Consider the following 19,021-nt stretch of genomic DNA (forward strand, 5'->3'; position numbering starts at 1 on the left):
TATAACGAATTGAGATGATTCTATGTTTATAAATAAAAAGATATACCATATGCAAATGAAAGTTTTATGTATTTTGGCAATATGTTTTATTTTAAGTGCATGTATTAGCCGACTTTCCAGACCTGAAATCTTAGGACAAGTGATTGACGAATTTGACCAACCAATTGCTCTAGTCCAGGTCGGTGAAGCCCAAACGGATATGCAAGGCAACTTTCGACTCAAAGAACGGCGCTATTCTGCATTTTTATTGAAAGAAATCATGTATATGGAAGCGCCACCGATATGGGTGCAAGAACGACTCAATAAACAGGGCTATCAGCAATGCTATTTAAAATATTTCAATTCACATGGCGGTGGGCAACGTAAAGGTGCGCAGTGGGACGTTGGAAAAATTATTTTACAAAGCAATTTAAATACAGCTAAGCAGGATGAAATACACGATTGCACTGTAAAAACTCAAGAAAAATGATCTTTTATCACTTTTTTCACTGCTAATTTGCAAAACAATTGTGGATTTTATGGTCTTGGTCTTTATAATCACTAACTTTTAGTCCTTATCCTTGTGGAATTAAACACGATGACTGACTTAGTTCAGCAGTTGGCAAGTGAACTTGCCGTACGTCCAAACCAAGTAGAAGCTGCCATTAAACTGATAGATGAAGGCTCTAGTGTTCCATTTATTGCACGTTACCGTAAAGAAGTAACGCAAGGCTTAGACGACATCCAATTACGCCAACTTGATACACGCCTTGTTTATCTACGTGATTTATTTGAACGCCGTGAAAAAGTAATCGAATCATTAAAAGAACAAAATAAGCTCTCTGATGACTTACTTGCTCGGGTAAATGCCGCTGAAACAAAAAATGCATTAGAAGAACTTTACGCACCGTATCGTCCAAAACGTACCAGTAAATCATTTAAAGCTAGAGAAGCGGGATTAGGGGAGTTTGCTGAGAAAATTATCGCAGAGCAAATTGATCCGACTGAAGCTTTGGCTGGTTTTAGCCATGAAGAATACCCAGATGTTGAAAGTCAATTAGACGCGATTCAACACATCATCATTGATGACTGGGCACAAAATATTTCATTAACCACAGAACTTAAATCAACATTTGCCAAAACAGCAGTGTTAAAAAGTCTGGTGGCATCTGATGAGAAAAAAGAAGTCGGTAAGAAATTCCGTGATTACTTTGATTTCTCTGAAAATTTAAATAAAGTTCCTTCACACCGTTTATTGGCAATGTTACGCGGCCGCCAAGAAAATGTATTGGGTCTTAAAGTTGATGGTGATGATCATGCACCACTTGCACGTATTGAAACTGAATACGCGCTTGAAAGTGTTCAACCACAAGCACGTCAAGATTTCTTAAAGCAAATCGCAAAACTGTTTTGGTTAGGTAAAATTCGCCCAACGATTGAACATTCTTTGTTGACTGAAAAACGCCTTGTAGCTGAATCAGAAGCAATGGACGTGTTTGCAGAAAACTTACGTCATTTATTGCTCTCTGCCCCTGCTGGTTCACGTACAACTTTAGGTGTTGACCCTGGTATTCGTACAGGGGTAAAACTGGCGGTTGTTTCTGATTCAGGTGATGTGCTTGCACATAGCACGATTTACCCATTTGCACCAAAAGAAGATAAAGCTGGCTCGATTGCTGAACTTGCACGTCTTTGTCGTGAATTTAATGTCGATTTAATTGCGATTGGCAATGGTACTGCGAGTCGTGAAACAGAAGCTGTTGTTGCAGAAATGATGGCTGCAAATGCGGATCTTACATTAACGCGTGTTTCAGTAAGTGAAGCGGGCGCATCTGTTTATTCAGCATCAGAATTGGCTTCTGCTGAACTGCCTGAGCTTGATGTTGCGATTCGTGGTGCTGTTTCAATTGCCCGCCGTTTACAAGATCCATTGGCTGAACTGGTTAAAATTGACCCTAAATCTATCGGTGTAGGTCAATATCAGCATGATGTGAATCAAACCAATTTGGCAAAAACACTGGATGCTGTTGTTGAAGATTGTGTGAATGCGGTAGGTGTAGATGTAAATACGGCCTCTCCAGCAATCTTGGGCTATATCGCAGGTTTAAATAAAGCCATTGCACAGCAAATTGTAGATTACCGGAAAGAAAATGGTCGTTTTGATAATCGTCAAGCATTGAAAAATGTACCACGTTTAGGTGAGCGCACGTTTGAGCAAGCTGCGGGTTTCTTACGTATTCAAGATGGCTCAGAACCTCTAGATGCTTCCTCTGTTCACCCTGAATCGTATGGTTTGGTCAACAAGATTGTTGAAGCAAAAGCGACTACAGTGAAAGATATCATTGGTAATACTGAAATTATTCGTCAAGTGAAAGCAGAAGATTTTGCCGACGACAAATTTGGTCTACCGACGATTCAAGATGTGTTAAGCGAGTTGGAAAAACCGGGTCGTGACCCTCGTCCAGAATTCCGTACAGCAAAATTCCGTGAAGATATCACTGAAGTCAGTCAATTGACTGAAGGGATGCAGCTTGAGGGCGTGATTACCAATGTGACTAACTTCGGTGCATTCGTCGATGTTGGTGTGCATCAAGATGGTCTAATACATATTTCAGAGCTTGCCAATGAATTTGTTTCTGACCCACATAAAGTTGTGAAACCAGGGCAAATCGTACAAGTACGTGTGTTGACTGTAGATGCTGAGCGAAATCGTGTGAATTTATCGATGCGCCCAGAAGGTTCAGAAGCACCAGCTAAAGCACCACGTCAAAAGCGTGAGTTCAATAACAATGACCAACGTGGTGAGCGTAAGCCTCAGGGTAAACGTCCACAGCAAGGTCGTCCAAACCATGATAATAAAGACAAAGCACCACGTCATGACAAGAAACCGCAAGCAACTAAACCTCAAGAGAACAAAATTGGTGGTTTAGGTGCATTGTTATTACAAGCAGGGATTAAAGGGTCTAAATAAGCTATAATTTCTCAATAAAGAAACCGCCGTTAGGCGGTTTTTTTATGGATTAGACAATTGCGGAAAGATCACAATCTTTTTTAAATGGACATGCTTCCCCAACCACAAGATTTTCAAGTAGGTTCTGAATATTCTGTAATTGGATAATTTTTTCACGAATGACATTGAGTTTGTCTTTTAAAATCATATGAAATTGTTCTGCTGGAATTTCATTGATGTTGACCAAGTCTAAAATCTGTTTAATTTCAGCCAAAGTAAAGCCTAAATTTTTAGCGACCTGAATCAGTTGTAATTGCTGTAAGTCTTGTTTTGAATAATCCTTATAACCATTATTTCGTGTCAATGGGCGGATAAGATCAAGCTTTTCATAAAAACGAATCGTATCCCGACTGAGATTTAATTGCTCTGATAATTCACCGATTAACATCACTTGCTCCAAATTTTATGTATTTGCAAGAAATACTTGACTGTGGAGTGTACTCCATCCTTTAGCTTAAGTGTGAACATATAAAGGGTGTATAAAGTGATGCAAAAGAATCAAAGCGTAGAAAAAATTGCCTTGGTGGTTGGTGCAACAGGGTTTATTGGTAAATTTCTTGTTGCACGATTACTTCAAAGCAATGATCAAGTTTTTGCCTTGTGTCGTAACCTTGATCAGCAAGAGTCAAATTTGAGAAATTGGCTAGAAAAACAAGAAATAAGTCATCAAAAATTATTCTGTATACAAGGTGATGTTACTTTACCTGCATTAGGTATTTCAGCTGAAGATTGGCAAGGGCTTGCTAAGGTGAATTATTTATTTAATACCAGTGCCTTATTTGCATGGAATCTTTCGACTCAACAGGCAAGAGAAGTCAATGTTAAGGGATTAATCAATTTGCTTGAATGCGTAAACGAACATTGCCAATTGAAACGTGCAATTCATCTTTCTGGCTATATGTTAACACTCACTCAGCACTTACAAGATGTTGGAGTCTGTTTGGAAAATATTGAGAAAACAAATTGGAAACGGGTGTACCAACAACTGGGTGCTTACGAGGCTTCTAAAATTGAAGCTCATTTTACTTGGGTGAAATATGCTCAACAGTTGAAAGTTGACTGGACAGTGATCCATCCTGCAACAGTGTTAGGGGATGAAAACTCTGGTGAGATTGCTGAAAATCAACCGATTGCTCATCTGATTACCCAGCTTAAACAGGGGAAGTTGACCGCTATTCCTGCAACTCCTCAGCATTATTTACCTTTGGTTTCTGTGACAATGTTGGTCAATGCGATATGCAACGCATCACAGGATCAACTTACAATTTATCAAGATATATTGATTGCCAATCCTACTCAGATTTCTTTACAAACTCTTATTCACAATGCGGCTCACAGATTAAATCTAAAAGCACCGCAATACTTCGTCTCGCTGAACATTTTAAAATTGATTTTAAAATGGAAGTGGCTTGCTCAAAAGCTAGATCTATCTGCTGAGATGTTGGATTTCATCCGAACTGAGCAATTAAATATAGATCAGTTTTTAACATTAAATCAAAAATGGAAAATACCAGAAACCAATCTTAAGCAGACCATTGAGTTGACTGCTAAATGGGTGAGCCAGAATCATTAGATCTAGCGATAAAAATGCCCATTTCAATAAATGGGCATTCAATATTATCGTGTTGTATAACCGCCATTGGCAAAAATAGTCTGACCAGTAATCCACCAACCCTCTGTTACCAAAAAGCGCACTAAAGGCTCAATATCTTCAATCTTGGTTAAACCACCTAGTGCAGATGCAGATTTATGATAGGCCACTGCTTCAGGCGCTTCTTGACCATAAAAAAATGGCGTATCCATTGGACCCGGTGCAACAGCCGTGACGGAAATACCACGATCGCCATACTCTTTCGATGCTGCACGGGTATAGTGCTCCACAGGCGCTTTTAAGCCTTCATAGGTTGAATACAATCCTGTGTAGGCTGCTAAAAGACTGGTCACGATAGAACAAATTTTTCCACCATTATTAAGATGTTTACCCGCAGATTGGATGAAGAAATAGGCAATTTTATTGTTAATGTCATTCATTGAATCAAACTCTTGTTCAGTTGTTTCAATCAACGGTTTTTTAAGTACTCGCCCTACGGTATTAATCGCAATATCGACGCCACCGAAGATTTCTTTGGCTTTGATGAACAATGTTTCGATATTTTGAATATTGGAGAGGTCTGCTTGTATCAAAGTTGCATTAACACCTAATTGTTCAATGGCTTTGAGTGTTTCTTCTGCATCTTTTTGGGTTTCTAAGCTGTTATAGTGAATGACAAGATTTGCACCTTGTTCTGCAAACTTACGTGCGATCAGACCACCTAAATTTTTTGCTCCACCTGTAATAATGACGGTTTTATCTTTTAAACTATGCTGTTTCATTTTTATTTTCCCATCTTGATAAGTGATTATGGAATGTTAAATGCTATTTTTTATTCTAGATAGTGATTAGAATCGAATAGATTGTTTGAAAAAATTGAATAATAGATGGATAAAATTGAACGTCTCAAAATTTTTTGCTTAGTTGCGGAAAAGCATTCATTTGCTCAGGTTGCTAAAGCGCTGGATTTACCACGTTCAACAATTACCTATGCAATAAAAGGCTTAGAAACAGAATATCAAGTATTGTTATTTAATCGAACAACACGAAAGGTCAATTTAACCAATGAAGGGGCTCAATTTTTTCAAGAGGTTAAACAACTGATTCTTCAGGCTGAAGGGTTGGATAAATTCAAATTAAAAAACCGTGAGTATACGGGTCAAATCAAAATTGGATTACCGTTAAGAATAGCCACAGGATATCTGATCCCTTATTTGCATGAATTTTATGAGAAGTATCCCAATATTAAAATTTCAATTCATAGTCATGATCATTATTCAGATTTAATCGAACAGCGACTAGATTGTGTGGTTCGTGTTGGAAATGTGACGAATGAAAATTTAATTGTGAGACCAATTACAAAAGTTGATTTATATACACTTGCCTCTCCAGAATATTTGCATAAATTGACTAGCAATTTAGAAATAGGGCATTCAAATCACCATATTATGATTGGTTATCAAATGAAAAATATGGATTCAGATTTTGCAAGTCTAGTATTTGAAGATACTCAGATAAAACTTCCTTACCAACTTTTAGTTGAGGATACAGAAAGTTATTTACATGCGGGGTTGCAAGGATTGGGGGTTATTCAGATTCCAGCATTTGATGCAATTCCTTTTATAGAAAGCAAAAGATTAACTAAAATATTTGAGCAAGAATCATGCTTAAAAATACCAATCAATTTTCTTTTTTTAGAAAGGAAATATCGACCAGTATATTTTCAATTCTTTATTGATTGGCTAGAAAGTCTACTCAAACGTAAACTTTCTATTAGCTCTTAAACTTACCAATGCTCACCTGGGAACAAACGAGCATATGCTCTTTGAACAAGGTTCAATTTTTGTTGCTCACCGACAGATGCAGTTGAGCTTGGGAACAGATTGAAGCCAATTGACATTAATTTGTTATTGATTCCAGGTGCAATTGAGTAAGTAATAGAGGCTAAACGACCTAAATTTGTAGCAACTTTCTTAGGACGTTTTACAATTGCATATGCAACTAAATCAGCGGCTTGTTCTGGCGAGAGTGTTGGTACATATTTATAGATCTTAGTTGGTGCAATCATCGGGGTGCGTACTAAAGGCATATAGACTGAAGTAATGGCAATTTTATGCGAATGTACTTCCGCTGATAAGCAGCGGCTAAATGCATCCAATGCGGCTTTTGATGCAACATAAGCGGAGAAGCGAGTTGCATTTGCCAATACACCAATTGAACTGATATTAATGATGTGGCCGTCTTTACGAACCATCATTTCTGGCAAAATATTCAATACTAAACGAACTGCACCAAAGTAATTGAGTTGCATAGTACGTTCAAAATCATGGAAACGATCAACAGACTCATGCACAGCGCGCCGAATCGAACGGCCAGCGTTATTAATCAAAATATCAATATGATCAACAGAAGCAACGATCTGTTTAGATACTTCATCAATTGCGTTCATGTCATTTAAATCACAAGGGAAAATATCAGCTCGACCACCTTCAGCTTGAATTTCAGCTTGAACCTCTTTCAGTGTTTCTTCAGTACGAGAGACTAAAAGTACATGCGCACCTGCTGCTGCAAGCTTTTTTGCAACTGTTAAACCAATGCCACTAGAGGCACCTGTGATGAGTGCAATTTTACCTTGAACCTTTTTTTGAAAAAGTTGCTCTAATTTTTGATTCATAGCTATTTTCCTGAGCCTACCGACATGAACAGATGCTGTATTTTTTTGTTTCGGGTGATTGGATCTTTGTTTAAAAGATGATCACTTTTGTTGGAAGGCAATAATATACAAAAAAAATAAAAATACTAGCATTAAGTGGCTGAATTTATAAAATATTTTTAGAGTAAATACTCTATTATATTTTTACTTATTTCGTGATTTTTACCATATATAACTGAGTTTTGAAAGCAAAAAAACAAATCTATTGCATAAAATATAATCAAGTGAATTTACTTGAAAATTAAATATATTTTTAAGTAAACAGAGCTGCTTTACAACTCTGTTTATAAGGGGGATATATACAATATATTTAACCTACTTTAAGAAAAAGCAAGTTCATCATATGCTTTTTTTAATTGTTCTTTGGCTGGGGTATGACCTTGGTGAGCAGCTTGTTCAAGCCATTTTTCTGCATGGCTATAACTTCGGTCTAAACCAAGTTGTCCATTCAAGTAGCTGAGACCCATTTTATACTGAGCTTCTTGATCTCCACGTAAAGCAGCCCTTAAATAGCACCACATTGCATTACGATTTGCGATTTCATCTAAGCTTAGATTTTTGTCTTCAAAATCATGTGCTTGAGCCTTTTCGAGAGCAGCTTCAGAAGCATTCTGTTCGAATGCCCGACGAGATGTTGAATCTCCTAAAAAACGGTTAAAAATATGTACCAACATATACAACCTCCTTGCTAATCCATTAACAAAGTAAAAGAGACTGCTAATCACAAAAAAATGATTAGATATAATTAATCTAGCTGATTTTTTAGAGTTTGCAAATAGTTAAATGTAATTTGTCAATTGCGATTTTTACATATTTGTTAAAAAACACATTATTTAACAAATTATCAATTCTATTTAAAGCATAAAATTACTCACTGTAATTTTATTACATGAAGAAAACTTGCTATATTTAGGTTGTTTTGGATTTCGGATAGAATCTGTGAAACGCTCAAGTGTTTTCATCACAGTCTTGCTTAGTTTGTTTATGTTCCAAAGTCTTTGGAATGTAGCGGCGGCTTTTTGTGATCATGAAAGCACTAAGCTTCCATCACAACGTATAATTAGTCAGCATTTTGGACACCATAATGCGCCTGATTGTACCCAGGATCAACAGCAACATCCGCAGCTGTTAGATATATATGGGATAGATAAACCGATTTCTGATCAGTCAGTATCAAAACAATTACCAGCACACCAAGATGTGCGTTCCAATGATTTCCTCAATCATATAAATGATGATCATCGTGATCATTTGCCTTCTTTTGCGCATTTCATTGTGGTTGATAATCAGCAACACACAGCACAGCCTAAATTTGTAGGCTATCCTGAATCTATCTTTATTGGCTGGAATAATTTGTATCAGTCCCCTGATCTATATTTGCCCAATCCTCCCCCTCTTTCATCCCCGCTATAAGGTGGGGTAGCCGAAAATCTTGCCCACCGCTAATGGTTTAATTTAGTGGGGCATTTTCATGTCAAAAGTAATACGTAATTTAGTACAAAAAACTGCATTCGGTTTTAGGCCGTCTTTGCTCGGTGCACTGATGTTCAGTGTGATGTCATCTGTTACTTGGGCAGACAACACATCTCAAGCATTAACGTTACAACAGGCAATTGCAAAAACTGAGCAATATCAGCAGACGCAGAAGGTCTGGCAAACGCAGCAGCAAATTGCAACAGCGAACATTAAACAAGCAAAACTGTGGACAAATCCAGAGTTATCCGTATCGCAAACGGGTTTTGGTTCCAATCAAGATCAAGAGCTTTCAATTGGTGTTTCTCAACGATTGGATATTTTTGGTGAACGTAAGTCAGCACAGAGGTTGGCACAACTTTCAAAAGATCAAAGTGACTTAAATCAGCGAATTTATCAGGCTCAACTTGAATTGGCTGTGAAATACCAATGGTCACAGCTGGCGATTTTTGAATTAGAACGCAACGTGGTCCAAGAGCAGCTCAACGTCAGTGAAGAAAATCTGAATGCGATTCAGAAGCGCTATCAAGCGGGGAGTGTCGCGCAGGTTGATGTAGATCGTGCCAGACTGAGTCATGCAGAAAATGCTCGCTTATATCGTCAAGCCGATTTGCAGGTGCAAGTTGCCAAGCAGCAATTGTCCAACCTTTGGGGCGATGCTGATAAATCGATTCGTATCGGTTTAAATCCTCAATCTTTATGGCCGTCTTCGACACACCAACAGGTACAAGAATATCTCGCGGACAATCTTTTTGAAAAATCACGTCAGTTACAGGTGTTGCAAGCAAAAGCGACAGTGGCGCAATTAAAAGCTTCGGCACGGCCTAATCCGACTGTGAATTTAGGCGTGAATCGTACTCGATCACCTGAAACCTCGACTGACAATGCTTTAGTTGTGGGGGTCTCTATCCCATTGAATATTTTCAACCGCCAGCAATACGGTGTGCAAATTGCGCAAGCAAAGCAGGATTTACTCAGTAGACAACAGGAGTTTTATCTCCGCCAAAATGCTTTGCAGGTGGGAACATTATTGACTGAATTGCAAGGACTGGAAGTACAGTTTAAAGCAGTCGATGAGTCTCAGATTCCGCTTGCAGCTCAGGTTCAACGTAAAACTTTGCAGGGGTTTACTGTCGGTAAATTTGCCGTTAACGATGTGCAACTCGCAACATTACAGTTGCAAGAAGTGCGTTTGAGAAAAGTGCAATTATTGAAAGATGGCTGGCAACGTGCCATTGAAGCGGAAAGTTTGAGCCTCGGTATTGAACCAAGTCAAATCATGGCAAAAGATGCTTTAGCGCAGATCAATCAGAGTTTATGGCAGGACACACAAGCTTTACCAATTGTGGGCGGGGGAAATTAATATGCTGAATCAATTTAAATCTTTTAAACTTCAGAAAGGCAAAATTTCTCAACGCCTAATGATCATCATTACGCTTGTAATGACTGCTCTTATTGCCATGGGATTGTTCTTTTCAACCAAAAAAGGCACGAGCAAAGAAGGTGGCGAGAAAGAAGCAGAGCATGCTGAAGAAGGACATTCACATGATGAAAATGCTAAGGGAACCACCAAAGATGGTTCCGAAGAAGCGAAGCACAGTGAAGAAGAGGGTGGCGAGAAAGAGAATGCTGAAGCCATTAGTTTGACTGCTCAGCAGATCACAGAACAAGGGATTAAACTAGCTAAAGTAGAGATGGGTACTGTTACCAAATCAGCTTCTTATCCTGCAAAAGTCACAGTCAATACAGATCGTCAAGCACATGTATCACCTGCATTTAGTGGGCAGGTAGTTGCCGTGAATGTTGAATTGGGACAGCGTGTGCAAAAAGGGCAAGCGCTGGCCACTATAGTAGTGCCTGATTTGGTCGATCAGCAGGCAAACTTACAGGTTGCACAGACAAGTCTAGAGCTGGCACGTCAGGACTATGAACGAGAGCGCCAGTTATGGTCACAAGGTATTTCTGCCAAGCAGGATTATCAACGGGCTTATAATGCCTACAAACAAGCACAGATTCAGGTGCAAGCCACCAGATCACGTTTATCTGCTTTTGGTGCCTCATCAAGCAGTAATGGTCGTTATGTTATCACAGCACCAATTGCAGGCATTATCAGTAAAAAAGACTTGGTTATGGGTGAAAATGTGCAGCTTGCTAGCCAGCTATTTATCATTGATCAACTGGATCAGCTATGGCTTGAATTTATTGTACCAAGTTCAGAGTTTTCAGCGATTGCTCCAAATCAACAGCTTGAATTTAAGTCACTGCAGACGGGGAATATGTTTAAAGCACAGATTCAAAGTTTAAACAGTGAAGCTGATGTGCAGACAGGACGTTTACAAGTCCGTGCCAAAGTGTTGTCGAATGCGGCTGAATTGCGTCCGAATTTGATGGTCAACGTTCAACTACAACAGCAAGGCACTTCTCAAGCATTGCGTGTACTCAAAAGTGCTATACAGAAAGTTGAAGGAAAAGACGTAGTGTTTATTTCCAGCGAACATGATAAGAAAATCGAGTTTACTGCGCAGCCTGTTGTGTTGGGTCAGGTGTCAGGAGATGGTCTGTGGGTTGAAGTGAAAACTGGTCTGACCCAAGGCCAGCAATATGCTGGTCAGGGTAGCTTCTTGCTGAAATCTGAATTGGAAAAAGGAGAGGCGAGCCATGGGCATTAATGATTCTTCTGATTCTAAGTTAGACAGAGATGCGGATTCAGCATTACCTCAACCTGAAGGGGTGTTTGATCGACTGATTCAATTTTCGATTAAAAATGCCATTTGGGTTATGCTGTTTATTGTGGCGTGGATTGGCGTGGGGATTTACGGCTATCAAAAATTACCAATTGATGCTGTACCCGATATCACCAATACCCAAGTACAAGTGAACACACAAGCTGCTGGTTTTACCGCATTAGAAGTTGAGCAAAGGATTACCTATCCTATTGAAACTGCGATGGCAGGTTTACCCAAGCTAGAGTTGACTCGTTCCATTTCCCGTTATGGTTTATCCCAAGTGACCATTATTTTTAAAGATGGGACGGATATTTATTGGGCACGACAACAGATTAATCAACGCTTACAAGAAGCCCAAACCGAACTGCCAGATGATATTGCACCGACAATGTCTCCTGTATCGACAGGATTGGGTGAGATTTATCAGTGGGTGATCAAGGCAGAGCCGAATGCAAAAAAACCTGATGATACGCCCTATACCGCGATGGATTTACGTGAAATTCAGGACTGGATTGTACGACCGCAGTTACAACGTGTTCCTGGTGTTGCAGAGGTCAACTCGATTGGTGGCTTTAATAAAACTTATGTGGTCACGCCTGATTTAAATCGTTTGCAACAATTACAAATCCCTGTCAGTGACCTACAAAATGCTTTAACTGGAAACAATGAAAACCGTGGTGCTGGTTTTATTGAAACCAATGGGCAGCAATTGACAGTACGTGTTCCAGGAACTTTGAACAATATTGAAGATATTCAAAATGTAAGTATAGGCAATAAAAATGGTTTTCCGATCCGAGTTGCAGATGTAGCGACTGTATCGATTGGACATGATTTACGTACAGGTGGTGCAACTTACAATGGCGAGGAAACTGTACTTGGTATCGCCATGATGATGATGGGTGAAAATAGTCGTACTGTGGCGAAATCAGTGGATGCCAAAATCAAGGAAGTTCAGCAATCTTTACCGAAAGGTATTGTGATTCAAACCGTATATGACCGGACAGCTTTGGTTGAGCGTGCGATTAGTACAGTACAGAAGAACCTTGTAGAAGGGGCGATTCTGGTTATTGTTATTCTGTTCCTATTTCTTGGTAATTTCCGTGCAGCGTTGATTACTGCATGTGTGATTCCATTATCGATGCTATTTACTTTGGCGGGTATGGCTGAGCAGAAAATTAGTGCCAATCTAATGAGCTTAGGCGCACTGGATTTCGGGATCATTGTAGATGGTGCGGTCGTTATTGTTGAAAACTGTATTCGGCGACTGGCAGAGGCACAACATGCAAAAGGCAGATTACTTTCACGGGTAGAGCGTTTTAAAGAAGTTTTTCTTGCGGCTAAACAGGCACGTCGCCCTTTAATCTTTGGTCAATTAATTATTTTGGTGGTGTACTTACCTATTTTCGCCTTGTCTGGTGTTGAAGCAAAGCTTTTTCACCCGATGGCTATGACAGTGGTATTGGCACTGGTGGGTGCAATCATTCTTTCAGTTACTTTTGTTCCTGCTGCAGTGGCTTTATTTGTTAATGGTGAAGTTAAAGAAACAGAAAGTCGCTGGATGCTGTGGTTAAAGCAAAAATATGAAAAGCTACTCAATTTAGCCTATAACTTCCGAATGTTAGTCGTCACCCTTGCGGTGAGTATTCTGTTTTTAACGGGCGTGCTTGCCACACAAATTGGTAGTGAGTTTGCACCCACCTTGAGTGAGGGCGATTTTGCAGTGCAACAAATGCGTTCGCCAAGTACTGGCCTAGAGCAGTCTTTACGTATGCAGGAGAATACTGAAAAGTTATTGCTCAAAGCGTTTCCAGAAATCAAAGCTATATTTGCCCGTACAGGGACGGCAGAGGTGGCAACAGATGTCATGCCGCCTAATATTTCCGATGCTGTGGTGCTGTTAAAGCCACGTGATGAATGGAAGAATCCAAAGCAAACAATTGATGAGCTACGTCAACGTATGATTGTATTTCTTGGTACATTACCTGGAAATAATAGTGAATTTTCTCAACCGATTGAACTTCGTTTCAACGAATTGATTTCTGGTGTACGAAGCGATGTGGGAATCAAGATTTTTGGCGATGATATGGAGGTGTTGAATCAACAAGCCACTAAAATTGCACAACAAATCAAAGGTATTATTGGCGCAACCGCCGTCAATGTGGAACAGACTTCAGGCCTACCGCTTTTAAATGTTGAAGTGAACAAAGCTGCGGCAGCGCAGTATGGTTTGTCAGTGAGGGCGATTCAAGACTTGGTGGCGACTAGCGTTGGTGGTCAGAATGTTGGGCAAATACTACAAGGTGACCGCCGTTTCGACTTTGTGATTCGTCTGGATGATGCTCAACGTACACCTGAGCATTTGGCCGTTTTACCTATTCAAACACCAAACGGTGGTCTAATCCAACTTCAGGATGTGGCTAAAGTTGAAAATATCTTGGGTATTAATCAGGTCAGTCGTGAAAATGGTAAACGTCGTGTAGTCGTGACAGCCAATGTTGAAGGGCGTGATTTGGGCTCATTTGTCACCGAATTACAATCGACTCTGGCAAAAGAGCAAATGCCAGCGGGTTATTGGTTGAGCTATGGTGGACAGTTTGAAAACCTAACCTCTGCGAAAGCCCGTATGCAACTGGTCGTTCCTCTGGCACTGATGACTATTTTTGTGCTGTTAATGGCCGTTTTCCATAACTTTAAGGAAAGTTTGTTGGTGTTTACAGGTGTGCCATTTGCGTTGTGTGGTGGTTTGATTGCACTGTGGCTTCGGGGTATACCATTGTCGATGTCTGCAGGTGTCGGCTTTATCGCGCTCTCGGGTGTAGCGGTATTAAATGGTTTGGTGATGTTGACCTTTATCAAGGAATTACGTCAACAACTCGATATTTATCAGGCCACATGGCAAGGTGCAATTTTACGATTAAGACCTGTATTGATGACTGCTTGTGTAGCATCGTTAGGTTTTGTGCCGATGGCACTGGCTACGGGGACAGGCGCTGAAGTTCAGCGCCCACTGGCAACTGTCGTGATTGGCGGCATCATGTCATCCACCTTATTGACTTTGGTGATTTTACCGGTGATTTATCGCTGGATGAATGAACGTAAAGTTAAAGCACAAACTGATGCTTGATCGTTAATTTAAAAATAACCTCACCGTTCTTCGCTTAGAACGGTGAGGTATTGAAACTCTATTTGCAGTTTATTACTAACTGGTAGGCAATACACCTAGACTGATGATGGTGTAATTTTGATTCACAGGTTGAATGGTTTTGTTAAATGCTTCACTGACTTCAACCAGATATTGCCCTGAATAAGGAAAAGTGACTGTCGCTGAACCATCTTGAGCAACTGGAACTTTTTGTGCTTGTTTATCGGTTTGCCCTTGAGCCCGGATAAGTAGTTCAGCATTTTTGAGCGCTTGTCCTGATTTTTTAATCAAGATTTGCACAGGTTGCTGCGCAGTAATGCTGTTGGGATGCGTTTTAAATTCAACTTGTATTGCTGCATCAGTGTTGTTTTGGGCTGGTGAAGTTCTTTCTTTAGAAATATAGCTTTGGATTGACCATTCTCGGTTAATGGTGATCGGTACAGGCGGTTTCTTAAAGTCAGCAGGAATCACATATTCGCGTTCAGCGATCTTACCTGCTTTTTCAGCAGGTACATCAAAAAGCATTTTCCATTCTTTATTATGTTGGACATATTTGAGTGGGAAAGACGCTTTACTGAAGATGAGATAGGTCCCAGCTTGTGGTAAGGCTAAGTCAAACACCGTCGCCGATTTTAATGTGCTTGCAGCTTCAACTTGTAACTTGCTCTGATCTGGTTGAATTACGTTGAGAGCGGTTTGTTTCATGGCATGTTCTGCATTCAGTGCTTCTTCAGCATAGGATGCAATCACTGGGATTTGTGTATTTGTGGTGTTATAGCCCAGAGGTGCAACATAGGGTTCATGCGCATAACTATAAGAGCAAAGAAGTACAGAAAGGTAGAGGTATTTTTTCATTGTCGATATTCCATTAACAGGGGTATTTTAACTGTGGAAAATAGAGTCGCCATTATATAGAAGAATTTTACTATTGATAATAATTATTATTATCAATAGTAAATAGAAAGAATATTCAATATTTTGATAAAACAAAATCAGAGGTATGAACATGAGTGAACAACAAGGGCATGATCATAGTCATGCTGTCGTCACAGAAGGAAATGTAAAAAAACTAACTTTTGCATTGGCATTAACCAGTACCTTTTTAATTGTTGAAGTGATTGCCGGTTTCATAACACAAAGCTTGGCTTTGTTGTCCGATGCAGCACATATGTTTACTGATGCAGCAGCATTGGCAATTGCATTGGTTGCCATCAAAATTGGTAAATTACCCGCAGATGATAAACGGACTTTTGGCTATCAGCGTTTTGAAATTTTAGCAGCACTGTTTAATGCCATGATGCTGTTTGTCGTTGCAATTTATATTCTCTACGAGGCGTATCGGCGCTTTAGCCAACCCCCTGAAATTCAGAGTGTCGGTATGATGATTGTGGCGGTTGTTGGGTTGGTGATTAACCTTATTTCAATGAAGATTTTATTCTCCAGTTCAAAGCAAAGCCTTAATATAAAAGGTGCTTATCTGGAAGTATTGAGTGATGCACTGGGTTCTGTGGGGGTGATCATCGGGGGCGCAATTATTTATTTCACTGGCTGGATGTGGGTGGATACGATTATTGCTGTACTCATCGGCTTTTGGGTCTTACCAAGAACATGGATTTTGCTAAAACAAAGTATCAATATTTTACTGGAAGGTGTGCCTGAGGAAATTGATATTGAAAAATTACGTAATGATCTTTTATCCGTTAAAGGTGTAGAAAGTATTCATCAACTTAAGGTTTGGGCCATTACATCTAAAAATGTGCATCTGACAGTACATTTATTTGCACCAGAAGCGGATCGAAATCAACTGTATCAACAGGTTATGGAAATGCTTAGCCATCAACATGGGATTACTGAGATGACGCTACAAATTGAAGATAATGAGTGTATGGTACACTCGCATGATGAATCAGATGGGAATGATTACAGTAACGCTGATGAAACACATACAGATGAAGCAAAAAACCATTCACATTAAGGTGAATGGTTTAATTTGAACATGAGGCAAAGCTGAAGGATTAGATTTGCCACTCATGATTGCAGTCACGGCACTTCCAGCTTTTATTGGCTTGCATAAATGATTGCATTGATATTTTAAAATCGGGCAGATCACGCCAAAACACTACCCCTGCAATCACAGCTGCAATGAAGATCACGACGGTTGCAATTTGCAATGTTTGACCTGCGCCGTTGCTGAAAATCCACATCACAATACTAATGACAACCAATAACAACAAAATAAAAAGTAACGGAATCAAAAATACCAAGCTTTTTGGAACAACAGGACGTACAGCAGGTGTATTCCCATGGGTAACAGGCAAGATTTTTCGACTTTGGCACTTTGGGCATTGGTATTGCATGGTGGCTCCACATTTATAATCTAAGCATATTCTAATCGTTCTATTTTAGAATGCAAAAAAGACTGAATTGCAGCTTAAATCAAAATTTAGACAATAAAAAACCCAAGTCACTATGCTTGGGTTTTTTACAAAGATGTCGCCATCTTGAATATGGCGTCCCTACGGGGATTCGAACCCCGGTTACCGCCGTGAAAGGGCGATGTCCTAGGCCTCTAGACGATAGGGACAAGTGAGGCAACACAGGTAAAACTTTTGGTGGAGTCAAGGAGGATCGAACTCCTGACCTCTACAATGCCATTGTAGCGCTCTACCAACTGAGCTATAACCCCCAGTCTGTGTGAGCGCAATATTAGGGATATTGCACTCACACGTCAACAGAAAATTTAATTAAGCTTCATCAACTGCATCATTTTTCGGCAATTTGATGCTTTCGTTCAGTTTTTCCCAAACTTTTGCTTCTTTTTTGCTCGGACCGCCCACGATTTCAAGTGCATGACGTAAACGGGCAAAGGTTAAATCAGGGCCAATGGTGACCATCGATTGCATCACAGGAGTAGATGATGTTGAACCTGCAATTGCGATAAAGAATGCTGGCATGAAATCACGGAGTTTGATTTCCATTTGATTCGCCAAATCCATCAAGGTTTGGCTCACAGTATCGTTGTTCCATGTAAATAAGCTTTCTAAACGCCAAATTGCAAATTGTAAGCTTTGACGAACTTGTTCTTCAGTCAGCTTTTTGCTGTCAAATTGTTCTTTGGTCAATGTTGGGAATTGGTTGAAGTAAAAACCAGCCCAATTTACCGCTTCAGACAGTAAGTTAATACGTGGCTGAATGGCAGCAGCAATATCTTCTAGCGTTTGGCGATCAGATTTCCAAGCCAGAAGTGTATTTAACAGTTCAGCAGGGCTGAGTGCCTTAATCCATTGTCCATTTAGCCAGTTTAATTTTTCAACATCAAAAATTGGACCACCCAAAGACACACGCTGGATATCAAAGTGTTCAATCATTTCAGCCAAAGAGAATTTCTCTCTTTCATCTGGCATTGACCAACCCATACGGCCTAAATAGTTCAGTAAGGCTTCAGGTAGCACACCGATGTCTTTGTAGTAGTTGATTGAGGTTGGATTTTTACGTTTAGACAATTTTGACTTGTCTGGGTTACGCAACAATGGCATATGGCACAATGTTGGCATGTCCCAACCAAAATATTGGTAGAGCAACTGGTGTTTTGGTGCAGATGGAATCCATTCTTCACCACGAATCACATGGGTGATTTCCATTAAATGGTCATCGACTACATTGGCTAAATGATAAGTTGGCAAACCATCTGTTTTGAGTAGAATTTGCATGTCGACTTGCGCCCAAGGAATCTCCACTTCACCACGAAGTAAGTCATTGAATTGGCAAACGCCTTCTTCAGGGACTTTCATACGGATCACATGGGCTTCACCCGCAGCCAAACGCTGTTGTACCTCTTCTGGAGAAAGCTTTAAGCCACGACCGTCATAACCAGGGGTTTCACCACGGGCTTGTTGTTCAGCACGCATTTGATCAAGCTCTTCCGCTGTTGCGAAACAGTAAAAGGCATGCCCTTTTTCAACAAGTTCTAATGCATATTGTTTATAGATTCCCATTCGCTCAGATTGGCGATAAGGAGCATGAGGTCCGCCGATATCAGGCCCTTCTGACCAGTTTAAACCTAACCAACGCAGTGAATCTAAAATCATTTTTTCAGATTCAGGTGTTGAACGGAGTTGGTCGGTATCTTCAATACGAAGAATAAATTCGCCACCATGTTGTTGTGCAAAACATAAGTTAAACAAGGCAATATAGGCAGTGCCCACATGTGGAAAACCAGTTGGAGAGGGTGCGATACGAGTACGGACTTTCATAACTAAATATTATTCAGAATGTAAATTGAAACTATTATAACGAAAAAGCCCAACTGCTTAAGGGTTAATTCACCAATAAACGATTGGGCTTCTAAATTCTTTTGAGGAGCGTAGAATTTATTTTTCTAAATCAA

Annotated in this window: 16 protein-coding genes and 2 tRNA genes; 9 read left to right on the forward strand and 9 right to left on the reverse strand. The window is 39.9% G+C overall.

What is annotated here, in order from left to right; translation table 11 throughout:
* Positions 1 to 49: 49 nt before the first annotated feature.
* On the forward strand, positions 50 to 469 hold the full coding sequence (locus WFN33_RS13960; protein WP_336953666.1) for a carboxypeptidase regulatory-like domain-containing protein: 420 nt from the start codon (positions 50 to 52) through the stop codon (positions 467 to 469).
* A gap of 108 nt (positions 470 to 577) precedes the next feature.
* Positions 578 to 2,950 (forward strand): Tex family protein, encoded by a 2,373-nt coding sequence (locus WFN33_RS13965; protein WP_336953667.1) that lies wholly within the window; start codon positions 578 to 580, stop codon positions 2,948 to 2,950.
* A gap of 49 nt (positions 2,951 to 2,999) precedes the next feature.
* Here the strand turns inward: WFN33_RS13965 and WFN33_RS13970 are convergent, their stop codons facing one another.
* Positions 3,000 to 3,377, reverse strand: coding sequence for a MerR family transcriptional regulator (locus WFN33_RS13970; RefSeq protein ID WP_336953668.1), 378 nt, complete (start codon positions 3,375 to 3,377; stop codon positions 3,000 to 3,002).
* Between the two features lie 99 nt (positions 3,378 to 3,476).
* Here WFN33_RS13970 and WFN33_RS13975 point away from each other — a divergent pair, with 99 nt between their 5' ends.
* Entirely contained in the window at positions 3,477 to 4,562 is a 1,086-nt protein-coding gene (locus WFN33_RS13975; protein WP_336953669.1) for an SDR family oxidoreductase, read from the forward strand.
* Between the two features lie 44 nt (positions 4,563 to 4,606).
* Here the strand turns inward: WFN33_RS13975 and WFN33_RS13980 are convergent, their stop codons facing one another.
* Positions 4,607 to 5,362, reverse strand: a complete 756-nt coding sequence (locus WFN33_RS13980) for an SDR family oxidoreductase (protein WP_336953670.1) — start codon at positions 5,360 to 5,362, stop codon at positions 4,607 to 4,609.
* A 105-nt stretch (positions 5,363 to 5,467) separates the two neighbouring features.
* Here WFN33_RS13980 and WFN33_RS13985 point away from each other — a divergent pair, with 105 nt between their 5' ends.
* Positions 5,468 to 6,364, forward strand: coding sequence for a LysR family transcriptional regulator (locus WFN33_RS13985; protein WP_336953671.1), 897 nt, complete (start codon positions 5,468 to 5,470; stop codon positions 6,362 to 6,364).
* Between the two features lie 2 nt (positions 6,365 to 6,366).
* On the opposite strand, the gene WFN33_RS13990 is transcribed toward WFN33_RS13985, so the two are convergent.
* Positions 6,367 to 7,254, reverse strand: coding sequence for an SDR family NAD(P)-dependent oxidoreductase (locus tag WFN33_RS13990; RefSeq protein WP_336953672.1), 888 nt, complete (start codon positions 7,252 to 7,254; stop codon positions 6,367 to 6,369).
* A gap of 359 nt (positions 7,255 to 7,613) precedes the next feature.
* On the reverse strand, positions 7,614 to 7,967 hold the full coding sequence (locus tag WFN33_RS13995; RefSeq protein WP_336953673.1) for a hypothetical protein: 354 nt from the start codon (positions 7,965 to 7,967) through the stop codon (positions 7,614 to 7,616).
* Between the two features lie 265 nt (positions 7,968 to 8,232).
* Here WFN33_RS13995 and WFN33_RS14000 point away from each other — a divergent pair, with 265 nt between their 5' ends.
* From WFN33_RS14000 to WFN33_RS14015, 4 genes are read left to right on the forward strand one after another with little or no spacing between them, the layout of a single operon-like run.
* Complete coding sequence (locus WFN33_RS14000; protein WP_336953674.1) at positions 8,233 to 8,706, forward strand: cation transporter; 474 nt, start codon at positions 8,233 to 8,235, stop codon at positions 8,704 to 8,706.
* A gap of 58 nt (positions 8,707 to 8,764) precedes the next feature.
* The gene (locus WFN33_RS14005; protein WP_336953675.1) at positions 8,765 to 10,129 is read left to right on the forward strand and encodes a TolC family protein; all 1,365 of its coding nucleotides are present in this window, start codon (positions 8,765 to 8,767) and stop codon (positions 10,127 to 10,129) included.
* Position 10,130: 1 nt separating this feature from the next.
* Positions 10,131 to 11,435: an efflux RND transporter periplasmic adaptor subunit gene (locus tag WFN33_RS14010; RefSeq protein ID WP_336953676.1), complete on the forward strand. Its 1,305-nt coding sequence runs from the start codon at positions 10,131 to 10,133 to the stop codon at positions 11,433 to 11,435.
* Positions 11,425 to 14,616 carry an efflux RND transporter permease subunit gene (locus WFN33_RS14015; protein WP_336953677.1) on the forward strand — a complete coding sequence of 1,064 codons (3,192 nt, stop codon included), beginning with the start codon at positions 11,425 to 11,427 and terminating at the stop codon, positions 14,614 to 14,616. Before WFN33_RS14010 ends, WFN33_RS14015 begins: the two co-directional genes overlap by 11 nt.
* 75 nt (positions 14,617 to 14,691) lie before the next feature.
* On the opposite strand, the gene WFN33_RS14020 is transcribed toward WFN33_RS14015, so the two are convergent.
* A complete protein-coding gene (locus WFN33_RS14020; RefSeq protein WP_336953678.1) occupies positions 14,692 to 15,489 on the reverse strand; it encodes a DUF4198 domain-containing protein in 798 nt (265 codons plus the stop codon).
* A 151-nt stretch (positions 15,490 to 15,640) separates the two neighbouring features.
* Here WFN33_RS14020 and WFN33_RS14025 point away from each other — a divergent pair, with 151 nt between their 5' ends.
* Positions 15,641 to 16,609, forward strand: coding sequence for a cation diffusion facilitator family transporter (locus WFN33_RS14025; RefSeq protein ID WP_336953679.1), 969 nt, complete (start codon positions 15,641 to 15,643; stop codon positions 16,607 to 16,609).
* A gap of 40 nt (positions 16,610 to 16,649) precedes the next feature.
* Here WFN33_RS14025 and WFN33_RS14030 read toward each other — a convergent pair whose 3' ends face one another.
* The 4 genes from WFN33_RS14030 to gltX all read right to left on the reverse strand — a co-directional run bounded on the left by WFN33_RS14030 (position 16,650) and on the right by gltX (position 18,887).
* Positions 16,650 to 16,991, reverse strand: a complete 342-nt coding sequence (locus WFN33_RS14030) for a hypothetical protein (protein WP_336953680.1) — start codon at positions 16,989 to 16,991, stop codon at positions 16,650 to 16,652.
* 151 nt (positions 16,992 to 17,142) lie between these two features.
* A tRNA-Glu gene (locus WFN33_RS14035) sits at positions 17,143 to 17,218 on the reverse strand.
* A 26-nt stretch (positions 17,219 to 17,244) separates the two neighbouring features.
* A tRNA-Ala gene (locus WFN33_RS14040) sits at positions 17,245 to 17,320 on the reverse strand.
* A 58-nt stretch (positions 17,321 to 17,378) separates the two neighbouring features.
* A complete protein-coding gene (gene gltX, locus WFN33_RS14045) occupies positions 17,379 to 18,887 on the reverse strand; it encodes a glutamate--tRNA ligase (protein ID WP_004725395.1) in 1,509 nt (502 codons plus the stop codon).
* Positions 18,888 to 19,021: the final 134 nt, after the last annotated feature.

The organism is Acinetobacter sp. AS167 (genome assembly GCF_037152175.1).
Taxonomy (GTDB): domain Bacteria; phylum Pseudomonadota; class Gammaproteobacteria; order Pseudomonadales; family Moraxellaceae; genus Acinetobacter.